This window comes from Mesorhizobium sp. M7A.F.Ca.US.006.01.1.1, assembly GCF_003997935.1.
In the GTDB taxonomy this organism is placed as follows: domain Bacteria; phylum Pseudomonadota; class Alphaproteobacteria; order Rhizobiales; family Rhizobiaceae; genus Mesorhizobium.
In genome coordinates this window covers 14,369-37,517 of the sequence record NZ_RZQL01000021.1, presented here as the reverse complement: position 1 = coordinate 37,517, position 23,149 = coordinate 14,369, and the positions used below count along the sequence as shown (strand labels likewise).

At 62.6% G+C, this 23,149-nt stretch carries 17 protein-coding genes and 1 tRNA gene; 14 read left to right on the top strand and 4 right to left on the bottom strand.

Annotated elements, in window-relative coordinates:
• The first annotated feature begins 69 nt into the window (after window positions 1-69).
• From EN943_RS06425 to EN943_RS06400, 6 genes are all read left to right on the top strand, one after another.
• A complete protein-coding gene (locus tag EN943_RS06425; RefSeq protein WP_127411959.1) occupies window positions 70-972 on the top strand; it encodes a DUF2167 domain-containing protein in 903 nt (300 codons plus the stop codon).
• 181 nt (window positions 973-1,153) lie between these two features.
• A complete protein-coding gene (locus EN943_RS06420) occupies window positions 1,154-2,104 on the top strand; it encodes a DMT family transporter (protein ID WP_127411958.1) in 951 nt (316 codons plus the stop codon).
• A 340-nt stretch (window positions 2,105-2,444) separates the two neighbouring features.
• Window positions 2,445-3,542: a polyamine ABC transporter substrate-binding protein gene (locus EN943_RS06415; RefSeq protein WP_127411957.1), complete on the top strand. Its 1,098-nt coding sequence runs from the start codon at window positions 2,445-2,447 to the stop codon at window positions 3,540-3,542.
• Between the two features lie 84 nt (window positions 3,543-3,626).
• Entirely contained in the window at window positions 3,627-4,766 is a 1,140-nt protein-coding gene (locus EN943_RS06410) for an ABC transporter ATP-binding protein (protein ID WP_013530249.1), read from the top strand.
• 9 nt (window positions 4,767-4,775) lie between these two features.
• Window positions 4,776-5,750 carry an ABC transporter permease subunit gene (locus EN943_RS06405; protein ID WP_127411956.1) on the top strand — a complete coding sequence of 325 codons (975 nt, stop codon included), beginning with the start codon at window positions 4,776-4,778 and terminating at the stop codon, window positions 5,748-5,750.
• Between the two features lie 4 nt (window positions 5,751-5,754).
• A complete protein-coding gene (locus EN943_RS06400) occupies window positions 5,755-6,573 on the top strand; it encodes an ABC transporter permease subunit (protein WP_127411955.1) in 819 nt (272 codons plus the stop codon).
• Window positions 6,574-6,596: 23 nt separating this feature from the next.
• Here EN943_RS06400 and EN943_RS06395 read toward each other — a convergent pair whose 3' ends face one another.
• The gene (locus tag EN943_RS06395) at window positions 6,597-8,450 is read right to left on the bottom strand and encodes an AsmA family protein (RefSeq protein WP_127411954.1); all 1,854 of its coding nucleotides are present in this window, start codon (window positions 8,448-8,450) and stop codon (window positions 6,597-6,599) included.
• A gap of 255 nt (window positions 8,451-8,705) precedes the next feature.
• Between EN943_RS06395 and EN943_RS06390 the strand changes: the two genes are divergently transcribed.
• Window positions 8,706-10,664, top strand: coding sequence for an acetoacetate--CoA ligase (locus EN943_RS06390; protein ID WP_127411953.1), 1,959 nt, complete (start codon window positions 8,706-8,708; stop codon window positions 10,662-10,664).
• Window positions 10,665-10,925: 261 nt separating this feature from the next.
• Here EN943_RS06390 and EN943_RS06385 read toward each other — a convergent pair whose 3' ends face one another.
• A complete protein-coding gene (locus tag EN943_RS06385) occupies window positions 10,926-14,702 on the bottom strand; it encodes a PAS domain S-box protein (RefSeq protein WP_127411965.1) in 3,777 nt (1,258 codons plus the stop codon).
• Between the two features lie 248 nt (window positions 14,703-14,950).
• Between EN943_RS06385 and EN943_RS06380 the strand changes: the two genes are divergently transcribed.
• Window positions 14,951-15,409: a phasin gene (locus tag EN943_RS06380; protein ID WP_013530255.1), complete on the top strand. Its 459-nt coding sequence runs from the start codon at window positions 14,951-14,953 to the stop codon at window positions 15,407-15,409.
• Between the two features lie 370 nt (window positions 15,410-15,779).
• A tRNA-His gene (locus EN943_RS06375) sits at window positions 15,780-15,856 on the top strand.
• Between the two features lie 435 nt (window positions 15,857-16,291).
• On the opposite strand, the gene lhgO is transcribed toward EN943_RS06375, so the two are convergent.
• Both lhgO and EN943_RS06365 read right to left on the bottom strand, forming a co-directional pair.
• Window positions 16,292-17,482, bottom strand: coding sequence for an L-2-hydroxyglutarate oxidase (gene lhgO, locus EN943_RS06370; protein ID WP_206522734.1), 1,191 nt, complete (start codon window positions 17,480-17,482; stop codon window positions 16,292-16,294).
• Between the two features lie 26 nt (window positions 17,483-17,508).
• Entirely contained in the window at window positions 17,509-18,237 is a 729-nt protein-coding gene (locus tag EN943_RS06365; RefSeq protein WP_127411951.1) for an ABC transporter ATP-binding protein, read from the bottom strand.
• Between the two features lie 165 nt (window positions 18,238-18,402).
• Here EN943_RS06365 and EN943_RS06360 point away from each other — a divergent pair, with 165 nt between their 5' ends.
• The 5 genes from EN943_RS06360 to EN943_RS06340 all read left to right on the top strand — a co-directional run bounded on the left by EN943_RS06360 (window position 18,403) and on the right by EN943_RS06340 (window position 23,137).
• Complete coding sequence (locus EN943_RS06360; RefSeq protein ID WP_127411950.1) at window positions 18,403-19,599, top strand: ABC transporter substrate-binding protein; 1,197 nt, start codon at window positions 18,403-18,405, stop codon at window positions 19,597-19,599.
• Between the two features lie 95 nt (window positions 19,600-19,694).
• Window positions 19,695-20,465, top strand: a complete 771-nt coding sequence (locus tag EN943_RS06355) for an ABC transporter ATP-binding protein (protein ID WP_127411949.1) — start codon at window positions 19,695-19,697, stop codon at window positions 20,463-20,465.
• Between the two features lie 11 nt (window positions 20,466-20,476).
• On the top strand, window positions 20,477-21,391 hold the full coding sequence (locus EN943_RS06350) for a branched-chain amino acid ABC transporter permease (RefSeq protein ID WP_027035660.1): 915 nt from the start codon (window positions 20,477-20,479) through the stop codon (window positions 21,389-21,391).
• Window positions 21,391-22,443, top strand: a complete 1,053-nt coding sequence (locus EN943_RS06345) for a branched-chain amino acid ABC transporter permease (protein ID WP_245475610.1) — start codon at window positions 21,391-21,393, stop codon at window positions 22,441-22,443. The genes EN943_RS06350 and EN943_RS06345 overlap by 1 nt, the downstream gene beginning before the upstream one ends.
• The gene (locus EN943_RS06340; protein WP_127411948.1) at window positions 22,436-23,137 is read left to right on the top strand and encodes a GntR family transcriptional regulator; all 702 of its coding nucleotides are present in this window, start codon (window positions 22,436-22,438) and stop codon (window positions 23,135-23,137) included. The genes EN943_RS06345 and EN943_RS06340 overlap by 8 nt, the downstream gene beginning before the upstream one ends.
• Window positions 23,138-23,149: the final 12 nt, after the last annotated feature.

Here is a 23,149-nt window from a genome sequence, read left to right as displayed (position 1 = left end):
GATCGAAATATTGATTCGGCGTTGACGACGAGGTATCAAGACGAAAATACGCAAGGCTGGGGGGCGGCGATGGGCAGGACGGTTTTTTCGCTTGGGCTGACATTTGCCCTCTCAGCTTCATCTGCATATGCAGAAAAATCCTCGGATTTCTTCAGCTCCTACAAACAGTACAATGATGCCGGCAAGGCATTCCTGGACAAGATAGATCCAAAGACCGGACCGATAGACCTCGCCGAAGGCATTCACCTCGACCTCAAGGGCAAGTTCTATTTTCTGGATAAGAAGGACGCCGTCTCGGTCCTGACCGAGGCTTGGGGTAACCCACCCGATGCCGGTTCCGACGCGATCGGCATGATCTTCCCGAGCAATTACGACCCCATCGCCGACAACAATTGGGGAATAGAGCTGCGCTGGGAAAAGATCGGTTATGTCGATGACGGCGACGCTGCCTCCATCAATTACAGCGAACTATTGAGCAGCATGAAGGCCGACACTTTGTCGGGCAACGATCAACGGGTGAAGGACGGTTTTCCGCCCGTCACGTTGATCGGTTGGGCTTCGCCGCCAGTCTATGATGCCGTCAACAAGCGTCTGCATTGGGCCAAGGAACTCCAGTTCGGAAACGACGCCGTCCACACGCTCAACTACGATGTCCGTTTCCTTGGCAGGGAGGGCGTCTTCGTGATGAGTTACATCGCCAATGTGGAGCAGTTGCCGGAGATAAAGCAGAGCCTGGATGAAGTGCTTGGCCTGGCGGGCTTCAGCACGGGCAAGAGATACACGGATTTCCTGCCCGGCACCGACACGGTCGCCGCGGTTGGGATTGGCGGCCTCATCGCCGGGAAATTGGCGGCAAAGGCTGGTCTTCTGGCGGTGGCGCTCATCGCCTTGAAGAAATTCGGTCTGATCCTGCTGATTCCGTTGGCCGGCCTTTGGCGGCTCATTCGGGGCAACAGGAACGCTTCCTCCTAGATTGGGATGATCAGCCAACCCCAGCAGGGCGAATTTGGTCCAGGCGTTTCACCAGTGCGCCAAAGTGGAACATGAAGCTGGATCACGCCCGGCGGCCGTTGCCGATGCATTAGGCGAAAATGGCACGTCCTTGTCGCCCATTGCACATCGTGCACCGCCGGAAACACCGACAGTGGCAGCCATGACCAATACCGCATCGCCAATCGTCGCATCGCCAGCCGTGTCGCCGCGCGAGGAACGCGTCGGCATGCTTTTGGTCTTCCTGTCGGCGCTGATGTGGAGTTTCGGCGGCACCATCGCCCGCTTCATCACCGTCGGTGACAGCTGGACGGTCATTTTTTGGCGCTCCGTCTGGGCAGCCGCCTTCCTGGTCTGCTTCATGGTCTGGCGTGACGGCTGGCGTGGCACGCGGAAGCTGTTCCGCGACATGGGTCTGCCCGGCCTTGCCGTCGGGATCTGCTTTGCCACCGCATCGACCGCCTTCGTCGTGGCGCTGGCCTACACCACCGTCGCCAACATCCTTTTGATGCAGGCAGGCGTGCCGTTGCTGGCGGCGCTGTTTGCCTGGGCGTTGTTTCGCGAAAGGGTTGGTGTCGCCACCTGGGTGGCAATCGCCGCGGTCATCACCGGCGTCGCCATCATGGTGTCGGAATCGCTTGATGGCGCCGTCTCGCCCATAGGCGACGGTCTGGCGCTGTTGATCGCGGTCATGTTCTCGGTCGCCACCGTCATCACCCGGCGGTTTTCCGGCGTGCGCATGACGCCTGCGACGTGCCTCGGCACCATGCTCGCGGCCGGCTTTGCCGTCTCGCAGGCATCGACCTTCACCGTGTCAGTCAGTGACATGGGCTTTCTGTTCGCCTTCGGCGTGGTCAATCTCGGCCTCGGCCTCGCCTTCTTCGCCACCGGCGCGCGGTTGATCCCGGCGGCCATCGCGGCGCTGCTCGGCACGTTCGAGCCGATCCTCGGCCCGATATGGGTCTGGCTCATCCATTCCGAGGTGCCGTCGGGGCGCACCATCATCGGTGGCGCGGTTGTGGTCACGGCGCTGCTCGTCCATATCGGGCTCGAATTCAAGCGCCAGGCACGGCCCGAACGCGCAGGGGTCACCGGGGTGCCGTCGCCTAATTGAAGCGGCCTGCAGCTTTGCCATTGACAACGTCGCTGCAGCACGGGCAGGCTGGGAATACGGCAACAACAAGACAGGCGTATCTTGCCAAGTCTCCCAGCCGGTCCGATCGGGACCGGACCATATCGTCGTATCTCTGCCCGCGCCACGGCGAAAGCCTATGACGGTATTGGCACGCCTTCCAGGCCGCCTCAGGGGCATCGAGCCATCTCATCGAACCGCCTGCATGGTCTCGGCAGTTCACGCTTGTCGCCCCTTGGAAAGCTCAATAGTCTGAAGAAAATGCCGGTCGCGCTGATATCGCGACGAGCCGGTGAAGGAACACTCATCAAAGGAGAATAGCATGATCCGCAAAGCGCTCTGGCTTTCGGCAACCTCGGCATTCCTGACATTTTTCACCGTCGGCGGTCACGCCGAGGATCGTGTCGTCAACGTCTTCAACTGGTCGGACTACATCGACAGTTCGATCATCGACGATTTCACCAAGGAAACCGGCATCAAGGTCGTCTATGACACCTTCGATTCCAACGAAATCCTTGAGACCAAGCTGCTTGCCGGCGGCAGCGGCTATGACGTCGTCGTGCCCAGCGGCAATTTCCTTGCGCGCCAGATCCAGGCCGGGGTGTTCCAGAAGCTCGACAAGTCGAAACTGCCCAACATTTCCAACATGTGGGACACAGTTACCGAGCGAACCGCCAAATATGACCCCGGCAATGAATACTCGGTCAACTACATGTGGGGCACGGTTGGCATCGGCTACAACATCAAGAAGGTGCAGGCGGCACTCGGCACCGACAAGATCGACAGCTGGGATGTCTTCTTCAATCCCGACAGCCTGGCCAAGTTGAAGGACTGCGGCGTCTATGTGCTGGACTCGCCGGCCGACATCATCCCGGCGGCATTGAAATATCTCAATCTCGACCCGAACAGCACATCGCCCGATGACATCGCCAAGGCCGAGGAGGCGTTGCTCAAGGTCCGGCCCTATATCAGGAAGTTCCACTCCTCCGAATACATCAACGCGCTCGCCAACGGCGATATCTGCCTGGCGGTCGGCTGGTCGGGTGACGTGTTCCAGGCCCGCAACCGTGCGGTCGAGGCCAAGCAGGGCGTCGAGATCGGCTATTCCGTGCCGAAGGAAGGCGCGCAGATGTGGTTCGACCAGATGGCGATCCCCGCCGACGCGCCGCATGTCGCGGAGGCGCTCGAATTCATCAACTACATGATGAAGCCGGAAGTTATCGCCAAGTCGTCGAACTACGTGCTCTACGCAAACGGCAACAAGGCTTCGCAGCAATTCGTCGACAAGGCACTGTTGGATGATCCTTCGGTTTATCCCGACGCCGAGACGATAAAGAAGCTCTACACCGTCTCGCCATACGATCCCAAGACCCAGCGCGTCATCACGCGCACCTGGACCAAGATAGTCACTGGCCAGTAAGCAATCCGACACGGTCCCGGCAGCCACCTGCCGGGACCGTTTTTACCTGGGGCAATAAGCAAGAAAATCAGGACGGAGTGGGACATGAAATCGCTTGGCAGCATCCGCAGGGATTTTGCACCGTGGAACGACCCGAACGCCAAGCCTTACATCCAGTTCGACAACGTCACCAAGAAGTTCGGTGACTTCACCGCCGTCAACAATCTGTCTCTGACCATCTTCGAGCGCGAGTTCTTCGCGCTGCTCGGTGCTTCCGGTTGCGGAAAGTCGACGCTGCTCAGGATGCTCGCCGGCTTCGAGGAGCCGACAGCCGGCCGCATTCTGCTCGACGGCCAGGATCTGCGCGGCATCCCGCCCTACCGGCGGCCTGTCAACATGATGTTCCAGTCCTATGCGCTGTTCCCGCATATGACGGTCGAGAACAACATCGCCTTCGGCCTCAAGCAGGACGGCATGCCGAAGCCCGAAATCGCATCGCGCGTCGCCGAGATGCTGAAGCTGGTCAAGCTCGAGCAATTCGCCAAGCGCAAGCCGCATCAACTGTCCGGCGGCCAGCGCCAGCGCGTCGCGCTCGCCCGTTCGGTCGCCAAACGGCCGAAGGTGCTGCTGCTCGACGAGCCGCTCGGCGCGTTGGACAAGAAACTACGCGAAGAGACGCAGTTCGAACTGATGGATTTGCAGCAGAACCTCGGCCTGACCTTCGTCGTCGTCACCCACGACCAGGAAGAGGCGATGACCATGGCCGATCGCATCGCCATCATCGACAAGGGCGAGGTGATGCAGGTGGCAACGCCGGCCGAAGTCTACGAGGCGCCGGGGTCGCGCTTCGTCGCCGGCTTCGTCGGCAATGTGAACATGTTCGAGGGCAAGATCGCGCGGGGCGAGGCCGGCAGCGCCAGCATCGATGCCGGCAACGGCATCACCATCCGCACCGACAATGCCGGCACCGCCGGCGCCGGGACGGCCGTCACCTTCGCCATCAGGCCGGAGAAGATCAAGGTGTCGTCGAAGAAGCCGGCTGAGGCGGTCAACGCCATCGAGGGCGAGGTCTACGACATCGCCTATCTCGGCGACATGACCGTCTATCATGTCAGGCTGGACGACGGCCAGGTGGTGCGCGCCAGCACCATGAATGCGGCCCGCATCACCGAGGATCCGTTGAGCTGGAACGACCGCGCCTGGGTTTCCTTCCGGCCCGACGCCGGCGTCGTGCTGACGCGGTAGGGGGCGACCATGTCGAGCGCCACCGCCACCACAGCATCAGCCTCTCCGGCATCCAATGCCGGCAGATCCATCCTTGCCAGGCTGGGTGCTGCCTTCTTTGGCCGTCTGGTCATCATCATCCCGTATGTCTGGCTGCTGTTCTTCTTCCTCATTCCGTTCGTCATCGTCTTCAAGATCTCGCTGTCGCAGACGGCGATCGCCATTCCGCCCTATACACCGGCGCTCGATTTCAGCGGCGGCATCTCAGGGTTCCTTGCTCAGCTGAAACAACTCAGCCTCGACAATTACACCTGGCTGACGCAGGACGCGCTCTACTTCAACGCCTATGTGACCAGCGTCATCATCGCCGCGGTCTCGACGGTCCTGACATTGCTCGTCGGCTACCCCATCGCCTACGGCATGGCGCGCGCGCCGGCGACGATCCGCCCAACCTTGCTGATGCTGGTGATCCTGCCGTTCTGGACCTCGTTCCTGATCCGCGTCTACGCCTGGATCGGCATTCTCAAGCCCGAAGGACTGCTCAATCAATTGCTGCTCGCCACCGGCGTCATCCACCAGCCGCTGATCATCCTCAACACCTATACGGCGATCTTCATCGGCATCGTCTATTCCTACCTGCCGTTCATGGTGCTGCCGCTCTATTCCGCGCTTGAGAAGATGGATTATTCGCTGATCGAGGCGGCCAAGGATCTCGGCTGCCCGCCGACCAGCGCGTTCTGGAAGATCACCTTCCCGCTGTCGCTGCCCGGCGTCATCGCGGGTTGCCTGCTGGTGTTCATTCCGGCTGTCGGCGAGTTCGTCATTCCCGACCTGCTCGGCGGATCGCAAACGCTGATGATCGGCAAGACGCTGTGGAACGAGTTCTTCGCCAATCGCGACTGGCCGGTATCGTCGGCCGTGGCCGTCATCCTGCTGTTGCTGCTGATCGTGCCGATCATGCTCTTCCAGCGGGCTCAGGCGCGCGCTCAGGAAATGGACAGGTGACCTGATGAACGCCACCTGGAGCCGCTTCAACATCACCTCGATCGTGCTTGGCTTTGCCTTTCTCTATCTGCCGATCGTGCTGCTCATCGTCTTCTCGTTCAACGAATCGAAACTGGTCACGGTCTGGGGCGGTTTCTCGACCAAATGGTACGTCTCGCTGTTCCACAACCAGGGTCTCATGGACGCGACCTGGGTGACGGCGCGTGTTGGCCTGATCTCGGCCACGGTTGCGACGGTGCTGGGTACCCTGGGGGCACTCACCTTGACCCGCTATACGCGCTTCAGGGGCAGGGTGCTGTTCTCCGGCATGGTCTTTGCGCCGCTGGTCATGCCGGAAGTCATCACCGGCCTGTCGCTGCTGCTGCTCTTCGTCGCGGTCGGGCTCGACCGCGGCTTCCTCACCGTGACGCTCGCCCACATCACGCTGACCATGTGCTTCGTCGCCGTGGTCGTGCAGTCGCGCCTCATGACCTTCGACCGCTCGCTGGAAGAGGCCGCGATGGATCTTGGCGCAACGCCGGTGAAGACCTTCTTCCAGATCACATTGCCGGTCATCATGCCGGCGATCGTCTCCGGCTGGATGCTGGCTTTCACGCTTTCGCTCGATGATCTGGTCATCGCCAGCTTTACCTCCGGACCGGGCGCGACGACGCTGCCGATGAAGATCTACAGCCAGGTTCGCCTCGGCGTGACGCCGGAAATCAACGCTGCCTGCACCATCCTGATCGCCGTCGTGGCGATTGGCGTCATCATCGCCTCGCTTGCCAACAAGCGGCGTGAGGTGCAGCGCCAGCTCGACGAGCAGGCGGCGCAGCGCGGGTGAAAGATAGAAGGCGCGGTGGCGGCCTATTCCCCCGAAACGCCGCGGCTGATCGGGGAAATGAACGGCGTGCTCCAGGTTCCGCCGACGAAGAACGATGACTGGTTGGGGCCTTGCTGGCCGTTGGCCTGCGTTGCCGCCTGGTCCGGCTGAACGACGCCGCCGGACAGGGCCAGTCCGCGCCCGGCGTAGGACGCGATGCCGGATAGCCAGATCTTGTACTTCGCTGAATTGGCCTCGGCCTTGTCGATCCGCGCCACGCCCTTCGAAATGGTGGCCTTGATCTCGGCACCGTCGATCGGCAATGTTCCGTCGGAGACGTCGTCGAGCGCGAAGAAGCCGCCCTGTTCGGTATGTTTGAGGAAGGCCGGCAGGTTGAGCTTGCTCAACGCACCCGGCCCGAAGGTCGCCGAGACCGAGCCGTCGGCGTTGTCGAAGATGGAATCCCAGGTCCTGCCCGGCCCCTTGAGGATCACCGAGACGGTGCCCGTGCCGACCGGCACCAGCCGCGTCATCCCTGCCGCCGTACCGAAAGCACCGCCGTCGATGTCGGACGCCAGAAGGCGGATTTCGACCTGCGAGCCTTCCGGCTTGCGATCGAAGCGAAGGCTGGTCTGGATGTTGCCGCCGAAGGCCGAGGCATCGGAGATGTCGAAGACGGACAGACCATCCTTGACCTGGGCGGTGGCGGCGACATCGGCGAGCTGGATAGGCCCCGCCGTCGCGTGGGCCGCGGATAGTCTGAGATCGAGGTTGATCTTGTCGGCGAAACTTGTGTCGATTTCGCCGGGCCCCGCCCCTCCGGTCGGTACCAGCGGGGTGAAGGCCGACAGAAACGATCTGAGGTCGAGCGTGTCGAAGGCGAGCGTACCGGAGATTACCGGTTGTGCTTCACCAAGCGAGAGGTCCAGCGCACCCATCCCCGGATTGTTGTCGAGCGCAATCGCCGTGTTGTCGAACTTGACGCGCCCGCCGGTCGCGGTGATCTTGCTCGAAATGCTGACCGAGCCGATCGCCGCACCCGGAGCGATGCCGGCCTGCGACCATTCCAGGACACGCCGCAGCGAGGGCGCCGAGAACTTCGCCTGACCGTCGAAATAGGTATTTTCAGACATGCTGGCCGTGCCGTCGAACGAGAAGGTGGCGGGTGCCGCCTTGAAGGACAGCGTCAGCGGCGCTGTACCGCCGGCAAACAGCACAAGCGGTTTGGCCGAGGCGACGTCCAGCGCGACGCTTTCGCCCCGCCAGATCCCTGTTGCCGACAGCGTCGCATTGCTGTTCATCGCCGCCCAATTCGCCTGACCGTTCAAACTGCTCAGGATCTCGACATCCTTGCCGCCGATGGAGGCGACCATACGGCCGTCGCGAAACTCGACCGTGCCGAAGGTGTCGGTAGGCAGCTTGTCGAGGTCCGGCTTGGCGGGGTCGGCATTGACCACGCCGCGCGCCGTGTCGATGGAGCGCGTGATGCGCCCGCCGGTCGGGACAGCAGGCAGGAAAAGGCCGGTTGGCGTGCGCTGAACCCGGATCGTCGGCCGCACCAGCCGCGCCGTCGAAAACACCACGTCGCCGCGTAGCGCCGCCATGGCGGAAAGGTCGACCTCGACCCGTTCTGCCTCGACCACCGGCGGCGCCTCGGTGTCGGTCCATTGTGAAAGCGTCACATCGGTCAGGATTGCGCGGAATGTCGGCCAGACCTCGATGCGCGGCGAACCGTCGATGGCGACCCGGAAACCGCTCCATGCACTCATTTCCCAGGCGATGCGGTCGCGCACGATACGGGTGGAGGCGATCAGTGGCAGGGCGGCAACGACCAGCGCGACGACGATCACGGCAGCGCCGATCGCCCATATTCCACGCCGGATCATAGATGATGGCATATGGCCCCGTATGCTTCCATTCCGACAAATCGCCCGACGGGTGTAACCCCAGTCGTCACCACGCCCCCCAGTCGCGACCACGACTTCCGGCCGTCACTACGACTTCAAGTTGTCACTACGACTTAGGGCTGAGGCATTTCAAGTCTTTATGGCCCGGCGATGGCATTTGCGCACATCTGGTCGCATCAGCCGAACAGAATCTTGCTCTGCTGCGCTGCGATATGCATAAGCGATGGCGACCGTGGAGGAACGATCATGGCTGCCGAACAACCGCTCTGGACCCCGACACAAGACCAGATTGACGCAGCACCCTTGACCGCCTTCACCAAGGCCGCCGGAGTGAAAGCCGGCGTAGCGTTTTCCTCGTATTCGCAGCTTCATGCCTGGTCGGTCGAGGACCGTGAAGGGTTCTGGAGCCTGGTCTGGGATTTCTGCGGCATCGTCGGCGTCAAGGGCGATAACCTGCTCGTCGACGGCGACAAGATGCCCGGCGCTTCTTTCTTTCCCGATGCGACACTGAATTTCGCCGAGAATCTGCTGAAGAAGACCGGCTCAGGCGACGCAATCATGTTTCGCGGCGAAGACAAGGTCGAGCGCCGGCTGTCCTGGAACGCGTTGCACGCGCTGACCTCGCGGCTGCAGCAGCTTTTCCTGTCGCTCAAGGTGAAGAAGGGCGACCGCATTGCCGCCATGATGCCCAACATGCCGGAGACCGTCGCCGCCATGCTGGCCGCCGCCTCGATCGGTGCCGTCTGGTCGTCCTGCTCTCCCGATTTCGGCGAGCAGGGCGTGCTCGACAGGTTTGGCCAGATCGAGCCCGTCGTCTTCATCGCGCCGGATGGCTATTGGTACAACGGCAAGGCGATCGAGGTCGCCGACAAGATCGCCGCGGTCGCGGCCAAGCTCGGCACTGTCCGCAAGATCCTGGTCGTCGACTATCTCGGCACATCGAGCGATGTCGCTGCTACCATCGACAAGGCGGTGGCGCTGGAAGAGGCGCTGTCGCCCTTCGCCGGCAAGCCTGTCACTTTCGAGCCGCTGCCGTTTTCGCATCCGCTCTACATCCTGTTTTCGTCGGGAACGACCGGCATTCCCAAATGCATCGTCCATTCGGCCGGCGGCACGCTGATCCAGCATGTCAAGGAACACCGGCTGCATGCCGGTCTCACCGATGGCGACCGCTTCTTCTACTTCACCACCTGCGGCTGGATGATGTGGAACTGGCTGGTGTCGGGGCTCGCTTCGGGTGCAACGCTGCTGCTCTATGACGGTTCGCCCTTCTACCCCGACGGTAATGTGCTGTTCGATTTCGCCGACGCCGAGAAGATGACCTTTTTCGGCACCTCGGCCAAGTTCATAGATTCCGTGCGCAAGGCCGGCCTCAAGCCGATCCGCACGCATGATCTGGCCACCGTGCGGGCAATCTCCTCCACCGGCTCGCCGCTGTCGCCGGAAGATTTCCGCTTCGTCTATGACGGCATCAAGAAGGACGTGCATCTGGCTTCGGTCTCCGGCGGCACCGACATCGTCTCATGCTTCGTGCTCGGCGTGCCGACGCAGCCGGTCTGGACCGGCGAGATCCAGGGACCCGGCCTCGGCCTGGCCGTCGATGTCTGGGACGACGACGGCAGGCCGGTCCGACAGGAAAAGGGCGAGCTGGTCTGCGCAAAAGCCTTTCCGGCGATGCCGATCGGCTTCTGGAACGACCCCGATGGCAAGAAGTACCGGGCGGCCTATTTCGAGCGCTTCGACAATGTCTGGTGCCACGGCGATTTCGCCGAATGGACCGAGCATGGCGGCCTCATCATCCATGGCCGCTCCGACGCCACGCTCAACCCGGGCGGGGTGAGGATCGGCACGGCGGAGATCTACAACCAGGTCGAGCAGATGCCCGAGATCCTGGAAGCATTGTGCATCGGACAGGAATTCGACAACGACGTGCGCGTCATCCTGTTCGTGCGCCTGGCCGCCGGCGTGCAGCTCGACGAGGATCTGGAAAAACGCATACGGGCAAAAATCCGTAGCGGCGCGAGCCCACGTCACGTGCCGGCAAGGATCGTCGCCGTGTCAGACATCCCACGCACCAAGTCGGGCAAGATCACCGAGCTTGCTGTGCGCGACGTCGTGCATGGCCGCGCCATCAAGAACAAGGAGGCGCTCGCCAATCCGGAAGCGCTGGAACTGTTCAAGAACCTGTCGCAATTGGCCGAGTAATTGGGCGGCCGGCATGGTTAACCAAATATGTCGCTAGAATTTACCTAGATTTCATGAGTGGTACACATTCGTAAATTTTCCGGCGCCCCGGTAAGGAGTTGTTAAGGTCCGGCGTCGATAGTCGCAGGTAACTTGAGGGAGAAATCCCGTTCCTCAGCCCCGAGGATCCGAATTCGCTCAAGCCCCGTTGTGACAGCAATCCAATCTCTTAAGGCGTCCTTTGGGCGCCTTTTCTTTTTATCGGGACCGTAAAGGGTTGACCTATTCCGCGAGCACACGGGTCGACGGAAAAGCCACCTCGACCAAGGTGCCTTCGCCCGGTGTCGAATTGATGGTGAACCGGGCACGGTTGGCTTCCACCATCGCTTTGGTCAACGGCAGTCCAAGCCCGGTACCGTCGCCGCGTCCGCGCTTCAGCGCGTTGATCTGCTTGAACGGCTTCAGCGCCTGTTCGATCTCGGCATGGCTCATGCCGATGCCGGTGTCGCGCACCCGCATGACGACGTCGCCCGACGTCTCATAGGCGGTCGAGACGATCACCTGGCCGCCGGCCTGGGTGTAGCGGATGGCATTGGACAGGATGTTGAGCGCGATCTGGCGCACGCTGCGCAGGTCGGCCACCACTTCCGGCAGTCGCGAAGCGAAGCTGGAGCGGATGATGACCCGTTCTCGGTTGGCCTGCGGCTGCATCATCGCCACCGTCTCGGCCAGCGTGTCGTTGAGCGACACCGCCTCATAGGCCATCTCCTGCTGGCCGGCCTCGATCTTGGAGATGTCGAGCAGGTCGTTGACCAGGTCGAGCACATGATTGCCCGAGCGGTTGATGTCGCGCAGATAGTCGCGGTAGCGGTCGTTGGCGACAGGTCCGAATTTCTCGTCGACCATCAATTCCGAAAAGCCGATGATGGCGTTGAGCGGGGTGCGGATCTCGTGGCTGATGCGGGCGAGGAAATCGGTCTTTTGCGAGGACGCGCGCTCGGCCACCGCACGTGCCTGCGTCAAGTCCTCTTCGGCCCGCTTCCACTGCGTGATATCGCGAACGACGGCGCAGAAGCCGCTGTCGTTGGGCAGCCGGCCGATGGTCATGAACAGCGGAATGAAGCGTCCTTGCGATTCGCGCCCGATCACCTCGCGGCCGTCGTTCATGACACTCGCAACGCCGGGCTCGGACAGCCCATTGAGATAGTCGCGTGCCGCGCGCTGGCTTTCGATGGCAAACAGCGAGGCGAATGGCTTGCCGGTCACATCGTCGCTGTCGAAGCCGAACAGTGCTTCGGCCGGCCGGCTGATCGATCGGATGGTGCCGTCACGGCCGATCAGCACGACGCCGTCGGTGGCGGTGTCGATAATGGTGCGCATCTCGGCGATGCGCGCCTTGAGCTCGGAAATATCCGGCTGTGTCTGCTCGTCGCCAACCACATGCAGGCTCGCCGGCGCATCATCCTCGCCGGAGCGTCGCACGACCAGCATCAGCGCCTTGCCGTCGCGCCAGGGGACAGAGCGCAAAATGGCCTCGATCGGAAATTCCTGTCCATCACGCGTCTTCAGCCGCAGCGCGCGATCGGTGCCGTCGGAAACGCCCTCGTCGGCATAGGGGTCGGCAAACAATGCGCCGAGGCCGCCGGCATCCGCCAGATCGTCGAGCGCCTCGTAGCCGGTCAGGCTGAGGAATTCCTCGTTCGCATAGTGCAACTGGTCTCCGGAATGGATGAGCAGCGGCACGGGCAGCTTGCCGAGCAGCGACGTGTCCGGAGCCTTGTGTTCATCTCCGGCGGAAAACGCCGACGGCACGAACCCTTCGGCCTTGAGCGGCGGAACCTGCAGGCGAGGGCGCTCGACGCGTATTTCCGCGGCGTCGCCTGCATTGACGGTTTCCTCGGCAACCGCCTGCTCGTCGGGCGATGCGGCTTCTTCGTCGGGCTGCGCCCAATCCTCACTGTCTTCGGCATCGCGAAAATCTGCGGACGTCATGCTGTCGTCATCAAGGACGTCATGTGTCGCGTCAGTGGCTTCAGGCTCTTCGCCGGGCGAAATCGCAGCGGTGTTCTCTGGTTCCACCGCCACGGGGCCACGTTCGTCATCTTGGCCGGCATAGTCGAGCAACGAGCCCGTCACATTCATCCCAGGCGGGGCTTCGCGAGCCGCTTCGTCCGGGTGACCGTCAAGCCGTGCCAGATCCTGCTCGTCTTCGGCATCGACATCGGTCTCGGATGGCTCGGCCGGTTCGTTCTCTGGCCCCGACGCAGGGATGCCGTCGGCGCGCATCGGGTCGTCGGACGCCTTGACCGGAGCCTCGGTCTCCGCTGCCGACGCCTCCGCAGTCTCATTCTCTGGCGGCTCGGCCGGAGCACTATCCTTCTTCAGCCGCTCGCCGATTTCGCGGAACGCGCTGCGTTCCAGGGTCGACAGGCCCTTGTCGTTGGCTGGCTGGCGGTGTTCGGCGAGCCGGATCACCTTGTCGGCAAAGCGCCGCTCCTGTTTCGGCACGATGGTCAGCGCCGGCACCTCGCCCTTGAACGGGTCCGATGCCTGAGGATCCTCGGCCTTGGGCTCCTCAGCGTTCGGCTGTTCGGGTTGGATGGCTTGTGGTTCCGGCGCTGCCGGCGCCTGGCTATTGGGCACCAGCGCCATGCCGATGGCCTCCGGATCGACGACCGCGTCGCTGGCGCGGGCGACGCCGAAGCCGCGGAAACCCTCGAAGGCGCGGCTGCGCCCATAGACAGGCAGCGCCGCCAGGTCGACCGGTATCTTCAGATCGGTGCCGACGACCGGCCACAGCACGGAGCGCCCGGACCAGGTATCGCGCCGTTCGAGGAGCCCCGATATCTCGCCGGAGGGGTCGAGGCCGAATGTAGCTGCGACGTCCCTGAAGCGTCGGCCGATCACGTCGGCCGCCGGCTTGCCGACGATGTCGGCGAATTCCGGCGACAGCGCGCTGAACTTGCCTTCGGCATCGGTGCGCCAGACGAAGCGCACCGGCGCCGCTGCGCGGTCTATTGCCGAGACGGTCGTCGGCGCGGCCGGGGAGGTGGCCTGGACTTCCAGGGCGGCCGGCTCTTGAGGGGCTTCAGGTCCGGACGCGGCAGGTCGCGGCGCCTGTTGCCCTCCGTCCTCGCCGGCGTTGAAGTACCAATGGTCGTGCTGCGCCGGCGCGCGCTCGGCTGCCGGCTGATCGCTGTTGGCAGCCATCGGCGTCTGCCCGATCGCGTCGGCGATCGCATGCGGCTGCGATGCGGTGATGCCGTCGGCCGGCTGCGAGACGCTCGGTTCGTCGGTCGGTGTCTCGCGACCCTGTTCCGGGTGCGAAGCCGCATCGCCAGCAGGTGCCGCCTCGGCAATGGTTTGCGCAGGATGTTCGCCAGCAGGGGCGGTGTCGTCGAGCTGGTCCTCATCGATCACCACCAGCAGATGCCGCTCCTCGGTCAATCTTGCCAGCCCCGCCGGGTAGGAGGCTGTGCCGCCGGGGACAAGGCGCTTGACGATGCGGTCGCTCTCGGCTGCGACGTCGGCAACCAGTGCCGCCAGCGTCTCCGACAGGATGCCCAGTGCCGAAAATCCTTCCGAGGCCGCCTCGACGTTGCCCCCGGCATCGACAAAGGCGATGAAATGACCATCCTCGGTGAAGCCGCTAATGGCGCGCGCGGCGATTTCGCCGGCACTGCGTGACCCTGTCTGAGCCGCCGGCACTGCCAGCATGATCGCCTTTTCGGCATCCGGCATGGTCACCGCACTGGCCAGGAAGCCGACGGCGCGGCTGGTCATGCCGGTCGCCAGCCGCACCATGATGGCGCGGTCACTGCCAATCTCGGGAAATCCGCTGGTCGCCATGATCTGGCGCCTGGCGATCACGGGCAATTGCGCCGAGGCGCCGATGATCGCCTCGATGTCGGGATAACCGAACATCGCGGCTCCTGGCCCGTTGGCCCAGATCACCTGCTCCAGATCCGCCGACAGGATCGCGATCGCGTCGCCTGCGGCAAAGCGCTGGCGGACCGCGTCGAGCACGGCGACATCGAGGAAGGAATATTCGGACGGCATGCGCTTGGCGGACCTCACGGAGCGGCGATTTTGCAGTTAACGCTTTGTTAATAAAAGCCGGAGGCGCGAAGGTCCACAAGCCAGAACGTGCAAAGGCTGGAATCTGGGCTCTTGGTTAACGGCCCAAAAGAAATTTATGGTGCACTGCAACAAAGATATTGCAATGCACAAAATTTGCCTTTATATTGCCATCATACATGAACGAGACGGCTTTCTGTCAAAGCCGCTGCCGCTGAAAAGGATGGAAAATGTCCAGGACCAAAACCGCCGAGACGATCGAAAACGTTGAATTCCCGAGCTTCGACGCTTCCAAGGCCACTGACCAGATCCGCGCTTTCGCCGAAAAGGGCGTTGAGCAGTCGAAAGAGGCCTATGCCAAGCTGAAGACCGGCGCCGAGGAGACCCAGAAGGCTCTGGAGTCGACCTACGAGACCGCTAAGACCGTTTCCAACGACCTGTCGCTCAAGACCATCTCCGCTTTGCGTGCCAATGCCGAGGCCGGTTTTTCCCACCTCGAAGCCCTGATCGGCGCCAAGTCGCTGTCGGAAGTCGTCGAGCTGCAGACCGCCTTCCTGCGCAAGCGTGTCGAATCGACCGTCGAGCAGGCCAAGGACTTCCAGGCCGTTGCCTCCAAGGCGGCCGAGGACGTCTCCAAGCCGATCAAGACCGCCTTCGAGAAGGCGATGAAGGAAATCAAGGTTGCCTAACATTTGCGCATGATCTGAAGATGCAACAAAAGGTCGCATTTTCTTAAAAACGATCAGGTGTATGATGGCAGTCATCAAGGAATACCCGGTGAGTGGAACCTCCTCCCTCTGCTCCCCGGGGTGACCAGCCAGCACCTCCTCCCGCTGGCTCGTAACAGGAAAAGGCCGGCACCTCCTCCCGCCGGCCTTTTTCTTTGTCCGTCGCCCAGCCCTTGCCTGCGCCTTCTTGCTGGGCGAATGCCGCGCCGATGTGGGGAAGTGACCTTTGCTTTCCAAAAGCCTTGAATTAGAATCCATAAGACCGTAAGGACGCATCGCCGAACGACAGAGCGGGCGGATGAGTTTCTGTTTCGATCCGCTCGGGCAACGTGCCGTTGTAGCTCAGATGGTTAGAGCGCCGGATTGTGGATCCGGAGGTCGCTGGTTCGATCCCAGCCAACGGTACCATAAATAGCCAAATAATTTCAAAGACTTAAAGATTGCTGGCTTAGCCAAGCTGGCTTGGGGGTCGGTGCATCCTTTGGACGTGTACCATTCTGGTACCATAGGGAGGTCGTCCAGCTATGCCCCCTATGACGGTCAACAAAATTGGCGGCAAGCTGGGAGCGAACCCTGCCAACGACGTTGGCCGTCGTTTCGCTTGAGATCTTTGCGCAGCCAAAAATGCCGGCGTCCGTAAGGAAACCGCAGGTCCGAAGGCCGAGCGGCTATGGCCGGCAGGCCAAGTACCCTCTCGCCGGGAGCGGAATTGCTGGTCCTGCGCCGATCTGATTCTGACGCAAAAGCTGCGTTGGCCGCGGCAGTGCCCCAATCTCCTTCTTGGCCAAGACGGATACTCCAGCGTTCAGCGGCGTTGCGACTCCAGTGCATGCCGCCTCGCTTTCAGCAGCCCTGCATGAGGCGATCTCGAATCATCTCCGCAATCGGGATCGCCGAGGTGGCGGCGGGTGAAGGGGCGTTGCAGACGTGCAGCATGCGGTCCGTTTGTGCGAACAGGAAATCATGGATGAGCGCACCGTCCTTGCGCACGGCTTGCGCGCGGATGCCTGCTTCGTGCGGCCGCAGGTCGGCGAGGTCGAGGCTCGGGCAGTATTTCCGGCACTCCTCCAGATAGCCTGGCTTCCAGAGCGAGTTGCGGAGTTCCGTTGCCGCGGATCCACGGTTGGCGAACACGGTCTTCCAGAAGCCGGGAAACAGCGCGTAGTCGGCCACGTCCGCAACATTGAACGAAAGCCGTGGATAACCCTCGCGGGCAAAACCGATAACGGCATTCGGCCCGACCGTGACGCTGCCGTCGATCATCCGCGTCAGGTGCACGCCGAGGAAGGGCAGGGCTGGATCCGGGACGGGATAGATCAGATAGCGGACGATGTCGTTCTTCGATGCGGGAAGGCGATAGTATTCGCCGCGGAAGGGAACGATGCGATGCTCGATCGGAAGCCCGGCGAGCACGGCCAGCCGGTCCGATTGGAGACCGCCGCAGACCACCAGTTTTTTCGCCTGCCAGTTTTCGCCGGCCGAGGCGATATCGACGGAATCGATGACTTCGCGAATGCCGGTGACGCGCGTCGACAGGCGGATCTCGCCGCCGAGCGCCTTGATGCGCCGCCCCATGGCCTGGCAGACATCGGCATAGCTGACGATGCCGGTCGAGGCCACGAAAAGCGCGCCTAGACCGCGGATGTTCGGTTCCCGCTCCTTCAATTCACCCTCGCTGACGCGTTGGACTTCGATCGTGTTCTGCTTCGATCGTTCGTGGAGCGCCTCCATGCGCTGCATTTCGAGTGCGGAGGTGGCGACGAGCAGTTTGCCGCAGACATCGAAGCGGATGCCGTTTTCCTGGCAGAAGGCCTTGGTGGCATCCGCGCCCTTGCGGCAGAGTTCGGCCTTCAGGCTGCCTGGCGGATAGTAGATGCCGGCATGGATGACACCACTGTTGTGGCCGGTCTGGTGCTTGCCGAGAGCCTCCTCCTTCTCCAACAGGATCAGGCTGCAGCCTGGATATGTCTCAAGCAGCCGCATGGCCGTCGCCAGGCCGACGATGCCGCCGCCGATGACGCAATAGTCGAAAATCATGGTTGTAGTCCTTGCCTGCCTGATTATGCGTGCGCCGTCTGACGGTCACCATAGCCGAAATAGGCCTCTTCCAGCGCATGCCCGTCTGCAAGCTCGCTTGCCGAACCCTCCAGCGCGACATGGCCGTTGCGCAGCACGTAGACGCGGGAAGCGAGGTCGAGAATGCGGGCGGTGGACTGTTCGACGACGAGCAGGGTCAGCCCGCTGGCGTTAAGCTGGCGGAGGCTTTCGTAGACCTGGTCGATCACCAGCGGCGCAAGGCCAAGCGACGGTTCATCGATCATCATCAGCGACGGGCGCTGCAGGATGGCGCGGGCGATGGCAAGCTGCTGCTGCTCGCCGCCGGAAAGGTGGCCGGCAACGCCGCGGTAGCGGGTCCTGAGGATCGGAAAGATTTCCAGAACCCGTTCCAGATCGGCGGCCGCTTCGGCCTTGTCCTTGCGGATCATGCCGCCGAGCAGCAAGTTTTCCCGCACCGTCAGTGTCCGGAAGATGCTGCGGCCTTCCGGCACCAGTGCCAGGCCTTTCCGGCATAGTTTTTCCGGCGCCTGGCCGGCGATCGACTCGCTATTGAAGGCAAGCGTGCCCCCGGTCGGCGCCATGAGCCCGGAAATTGACTTCAGAAGCGTGGATTTGCCGGCCCCATTGGGGCCGACGACGAAAATGATCTCGCCTTTTCTGACCTCAAGATCGATCGATTTCAGGGCAGCAAGCCGACCATAGCCGGCGGTGAGGCCGCGTATTTCAAGCATGTCGTTCCCCTTTAACGGTCTGTAGGCGCCGATCGAACTCGGAACGGCCCGCCGCATTTTTGCTGTTGACAAAAAAAATCTAACCCGCATTCTGTCTTCTGTCCACAGAGGACTATATGCAAAATAATTGAAGCGGTGCCTTGCTCACCGCCAAGGGGAACGACGATGAAATCTGTTGCTGTGGCCGCTTCGGCCGCAATCGCCCTTCTGTTGCCTATGACCGGCGTGCGTGCCGAAGAGCCGATCAAGATCGGCTTCGCCATCGCGGAATCCGGCTGGCTTTCGAACTACGACAGCGCGCCCTTCAAGGCGGCGGTCATGAAGATCGAGGAGATCAACAAGGCTGGCGGCCTGCTGGGACGCCAGATCGAGTATTCCGTCATGGACACCAAGACGGACCAGGCCCGCGCTGCAACCGTCGGCGCGCAGCTCGTCGATGGCGGCGTCGACATGCTGGTCGTCTCCTGTGACTACGATTTTGGCGCCCCGTCGGCGCTTGCCGCCAAGCAGGCGGGCAAGATCGCCTTCAGCCTGTGCGCCGCCGATCCGAAAATGGGCGTGCAGGGCGTCGGCCCGCTCACCTTCACCGCCAACAGCGCGGCGCAGTCGGAAGGCATCGCGATTGCCGAATATGCGCAGAAGAAGATGAACCTGAAGTCGGTCTACGTGCTTGAAGACCTGACGATCGAATACAACAAGTCGGCCTGCGCCGGATTCCGCGCGGCCTGGGCCGCGGGTGGCGGCGAGGAAACGATCCTCGGCAATGACACCTTCAAGAACGACGACCCGTCGATCGCCTCGCAGATCACCCGCCTCAAGGGGCTTGCAAAGCAGCCGGACGCGGTCTTCATCTGCTCGTTCACGCCGGGTGGCGCCTCTGCCGTGCGCCAGCTGCGCGCCGCCGGCATCGACCAGCCGATCCTCGCTAACACGGCGATGGTCGACAATTATTGGCTCAACGCCGTACCGGGCCTGAAGGATTTCTACCTGCCCGCCTTCATGTCGCTTTACGGCGATGATCCGCGGCCGGAGATGAACAAATTCCTTGAAAGCCACAAGGCGCGTTACGGCGAGCCGCCGGTCTCCTCCTACTCGGTTCTCGGCTATAGCCTCATCGAGCAGTGGGCGTATGCGGTCGAGCAGGCGAAGACGACTGAATCCGAAGCGGTGGTCGGCGTCATGAACGCCTTCAAGGACCAGCCGTTCACGGCCGGCCCGACCTCGTTTACCGATCAGCTGCATATCCAGGTCGACCGCCCTTGGCTGATCATGAAGGTCGAGAACGGCTCCTTCCATGCCGTCGAGGTCTACCGGAACTCGTTCAAGCCGGACATGAAGCTCCTGTTCCGCGTCGGTCAGTAACCGGCTGCGATCCGCCGACCGCATGGTGGTGCGGTTGGCGGAACCAAATCTCCTGGCAAATTCATAGTCGAGCTTACGGATAGGTCTCGCCCGGTATGTCACGTCCATCGAAAAGATCGGGATCGAAAGAACGGCTGGAGGCCCGCGGTGTTGCCGTCGCTTTTGGCGGCATCCGGGCACTCAGCGGGGTCGACCTCGAACTCAGGCGCGGCGAAGTCCTCGGCCTCATCGGCCCGAACGGCGCCGGCAAGACGACCATGGTCAATGTGCTGAGCGGCTTCCAGCGGCCGACGAGCGGCAGCATCCGCCTTGACGGCATCGACGTCTCGCGGCTGACCGCCCGCAAGATCGCCCAAGCCGGCATTGGTCGCAGCTTTCAGGCGGCGAGGCTATTCCGCACGATGACGGTGGAGCAGAACCTCTCCGTTGCGGCGATCGGCAGTGGGCTGTCTCGTCGGGAGGCCCGGGAGCGGGCGCTCGACATCCTCGACTGGATGGGCCTCGCCATGAAGGCCGACCACCGTTGCGACAGCCTTTCCTATGGCGACGAGCGGCGCGTCGGCATTGCCCGGGCACTCGCCTTGCAGCCGTCCTTCGCGCTGCTCGACGAGCCGGCCTCCGGCATGAATGACGCGGAGTGCGAGGCGCTGATGGAGGTCATCGCCGAACTGCCGGCCCGCTTCGGCTGCGGCGTGCTGCTGATCGAACACAATATGAAGGTGATCATGGGGGTGTGCCAGCGCATCCATGTGCTTGACGGCGGGCAGAGCCTCGCCGAGGGCTCGCCTCAGGACATCCGGATGAATCCCGCCGTTCGCCGTGCCTATCTGGGCGAAAAAGCGGGCGACAGCACCCTCGCGATCTAGGACCGGACGCCATGGCCAACATCGTTCAAGTTCTCGTCGACGCCATTGCGCTGGGCAGCCTCTATGCCCTTGTCGCGCTGGCGATCGGCCTCGTCTTCGGCGTAATGCGGCTCGTCAATTTCGCGCAGGCCGACTATATTACGATCGGCGCCTATGCGCTGGTCGTACCGACGGCGAGCGTCACGCCGCCGCTGCTGCTCGGCGCGCTGCCCGCTGCCCTCATGATCGGCGGCGTGCTTTCCGTGGTGGTCGTGCTGGCGCTGCTGACGGAGCGCGTGGCCTTCCGGCCGCTGCGCAATTCCAACCCGTCGACGCTGCTCATCTCCTCTTTCGCCGTCAGCTATTTCCTGCAGAACCTCGTCATGCTCATCCATACCGGCCGGCCTAAATCGGTCGGCATCGGCCAGAGTCTCGCAAATGCGGTGGAAATCGGCGGCGTGCGCGTTCCGGGCGTGCAGCTCCTGACCATGGGTGTCACGGCCGGCCTGCTCGTCGCGCTGGTTCTCTTCCTCAAGAAGACACCGCTCGGCATCCAGATGCGGGCGGCGGCGGAAAATTTCCAGATGGCCCGTCTGCTCGGCATGCCGGCGAACCGGGTGATCGCACTCGCCTTCGCCATTTCGGGCCTGCTCAGCGGCGTGGTCTCCCTGCTGCTCACGATCCAGACCGGCACGCTCGACCTGCGCATGGGCCTGATGCCCGTCGTCTACGGCTTCTTCGCCACCGTCATCGGCGGCATGGGCTCGCTGCCGGGGGCCGCACTCGGCGGGTTCCTCGTGGGTGTCGCCAGCGTGCTCCTGCAAACCTACCTGCCGACCGATCTACGCCCCTTCCGCGATGCCGGTGTGTTCGCGCTCGTCATCCTGATCCTTCTCGTCCGCCCGCAAGGCCTCATCGTCACCAGCGCCGCGAAGGAACGTGTATAATGAAGATGCCATCCCTTGCTGCGATCGGCCGCTTCTGGTTTCCGGTGCTGGCGCTCGTCGTGCCGCTTGCGCTCATCGTCGTGGTCACCGGCCACTTCGGCGGTCTGTCCCTGCAGCGCACCGTCATCGAAATGCTGATCAGCATTGTCATCGTCGTCGGGCTTTACGTCTTCGTCGGCAATTCCGGCATCATCTCCTTCGGCCATGCCACCTTCATGGCGATCGCAGCCTATGCCTCGGCCTGGCAGACCTGCTGCGAGATGCTGAAGCCGATCACCATGTCCGGCCTGCCGCATTTCCTGCGCGACCAGAGCATTCCGCTGCTGCCGTCCGCCGTCGTCTCGGTGCTGCTCGCCGGCGCCGCCGCTTTCCTCACCGGCCTCGTCATCATGCGGCTCACGGGCCTTGCGGCGTCGATCTCCACGCTTGCGGTGCTCTTCATCCTGAACGTGGTCTATTCCAACTGGGACAGCGTCACGATGGGCTCTGCCTCGATCGTCGGCCTGCCGACCTATGTGACGGCCTGGCTAGCGCTTATCTGCGCCGTTCTCGCGATCGTCGTCGCCTATCTCTACCAGATTTCCGCCTTCGGCCTTGCGATCCGGGCGACGCGGGAAGACGAGGTCGCGGCCGCCGCGTCGGGCATCTCGCTCTACTGGTCGCGGCTCATTGCGTTCACGCTCTCGGGTTTCCTGGTCGGCCTCGGCGGCGTGTTGCAGGCGCACTACCTCGGCACCGTGTCGATCAACAATTTCTTCCTGAGCTTCACCTTCCTCGCGCTCGCCATGCTCATCGTCGGCGGCATGGGCAGCCTTGCCGGCGCGGTGGTCGGTGTCGTCGTCATCACGGCGATGGTCGATATCTTCCGTCGCCTCGAAGGCGGAATTTCGATCGGCGGCCAACAGTGGTCGCTGCCGGCGGGCACGCAGGAACTTATCATCGCAGCCTTTATGCTGTTGATACTGGTCTTCCGCAAAGACGGGATCATGGCAGGGCGAGAAATCGGCCTGCCGCAGCAGCCACAGCGCGATAAGGGGCTCATCAATGGCTAACAATCTCTTCAATACGGACGAACCGATCGGCATCATCGACCACCGGATGCTGTCCGACCAGGTTTCGACGTTACTCGTGCGTGAACTGATCTTCGGCCGGCTCCAGCCCGGCCAGCGCATCAACGAAGCGGAACTGGCCCGCCAGCTCGGGATCAGCCGCAACCCCATCCGCGAGGCGATCCGCCGGTTGGAGGAGCGCGGCCTGCTCGTCGCGGTTCCCCGCAAGGGCACCTTCGTTCGAACCTTCCTGCACAGCGATATCGATGAGATCTTCTCCTTCCGCATCGTCGTCGAACGTTTCGCGATGGAACAGGCGCTGCCGCAGATGACGGATCCCGACATCGAGCGCATTGCCGGTTTCGTTGATGCCATGGTCGCGGCCGCCAATGCCAATGACGAGATCGCGCTGGTCGAAAACGACCTCGCCTTCCACCTCGAGATCTGCCGGCTCTCGAAGAACCGCCAGACGCTGCACGCCTTCACCAACATCCAGGCGGAAGTGCAGATGCTGATCACCATGGCGGAACGCCAGTTCGAGAGCCAGATGGCGGCTGCCGTCGATCACTGGCCGATCGTGGAGGCTCTGCGCACCCGCAATCCCCAAAAGGCGATGGATGCCATCCGCGACCACATCCGCGATTCCTGGCGTCACTTGCTTGAAGCTTACGACCGGGAAAAACCCCGCTCGCCTTGATCCTATCCATGA

Excerpts from the sequence above, each read along its gene's own strand:
- EN943_RS06425 (WP_127411959.1), top strand. The coding sequence starts at position 70 with ATGGGCAGGACGGTTTTTTCGCTTGGGCTGACATTTGCCCTCTCAGCT.
- EN943_RS06420 (WP_127411958.1), top strand. The coding sequence starts at position 1,154 with ATGACCAATACCGCATCGCCAATCGTCGCATCGCCAGCCGTGTCGCCG.
- EN943_RS06415 (WP_127411957.1), top strand. The coding sequence starts at position 2,445 with ATGATCCGCAAAGCGCTCTGGCTTTCGGCAACCTCGGCATTCCTGACA.
- EN943_RS06410 (WP_013530249.1), top strand. The coding sequence starts at position 3,627 with ATGAAATCGCTTGGCAGCATCCGCAGGGATTTTGCACCGTGGAACGAC.
- EN943_RS06405 (WP_127411956.1), top strand. The coding sequence starts at position 4,776 with ATGTCGAGCGCCACCGCCACCACAGCATCAGCCTCTCCGGCATCCAAT.
- EN943_RS06400 (WP_127411955.1), top strand. The coding sequence starts at position 5,755 with ATGAACGCCACCTGGAGCCGCTTCAACATCACCTCGATCGTGCTTGGC.
- EN943_RS06395 (WP_127411954.1), bottom strand. The coding sequence starts at position 8,450 with ATGCCATCATCTATGATCCGGCGTGGAATATGGGCGATCGGCGCTGCC.
- EN943_RS06390 (WP_127411953.1), top strand. The coding sequence starts at position 8,706 with ATGGCTGCCGAACAACCGCTCTGGACCCCGACACAAGACCAGATTGAC.
- EN943_RS06385 (WP_127411965.1), bottom strand. The coding sequence starts at position 14,702 with ATGCCGTCCGAATATTCCTTCCTCGATGTCGCCGTGCTCGACGCGGTC.
- EN943_RS06380 (WP_013530255.1), top strand. The coding sequence starts at position 14,951 with ATGTCCAGGACCAAAACCGCCGAGACGATCGAAAACGTTGAATTCCCG.
- EN943_RS06365 (WP_127411951.1), bottom strand. The coding sequence starts at position 18,237 with ATGCTTGAAATACGCGGCCTCACCGCCGGCTATGGTCGGCTTGCTGCC.
- EN943_RS06360 (WP_127411950.1), top strand. The coding sequence starts at position 18,403 with ATGAAATCTGTTGCTGTGGCCGCTTCGGCCGCAATCGCCCTTCTGTTG.
- EN943_RS06355 (WP_127411949.1), top strand. The coding sequence starts at position 19,695 with ATGTCACGTCCATCGAAAAGATCGGGATCGAAAGAACGGCTGGAGGCC.
- EN943_RS06350 (WP_027035660.1), top strand. The coding sequence starts at position 20,477 with ATGGCCAACATCGTTCAAGTTCTCGTCGACGCCATTGCGCTGGGCAGC.
- EN943_RS06345 (WP_245475610.1), top strand. The coding sequence starts at position 21,391 with ATGAAGATGCCATCCCTTGCTGCGATCGGCCGCTTCTGGTTTCCGGTG.
- EN943_RS06340 (WP_127411948.1), top strand. The coding sequence starts at position 22,436 with ATGGCTAACAATCTCTTCAATACGGACGAACCGATCGGCATCATCGAC.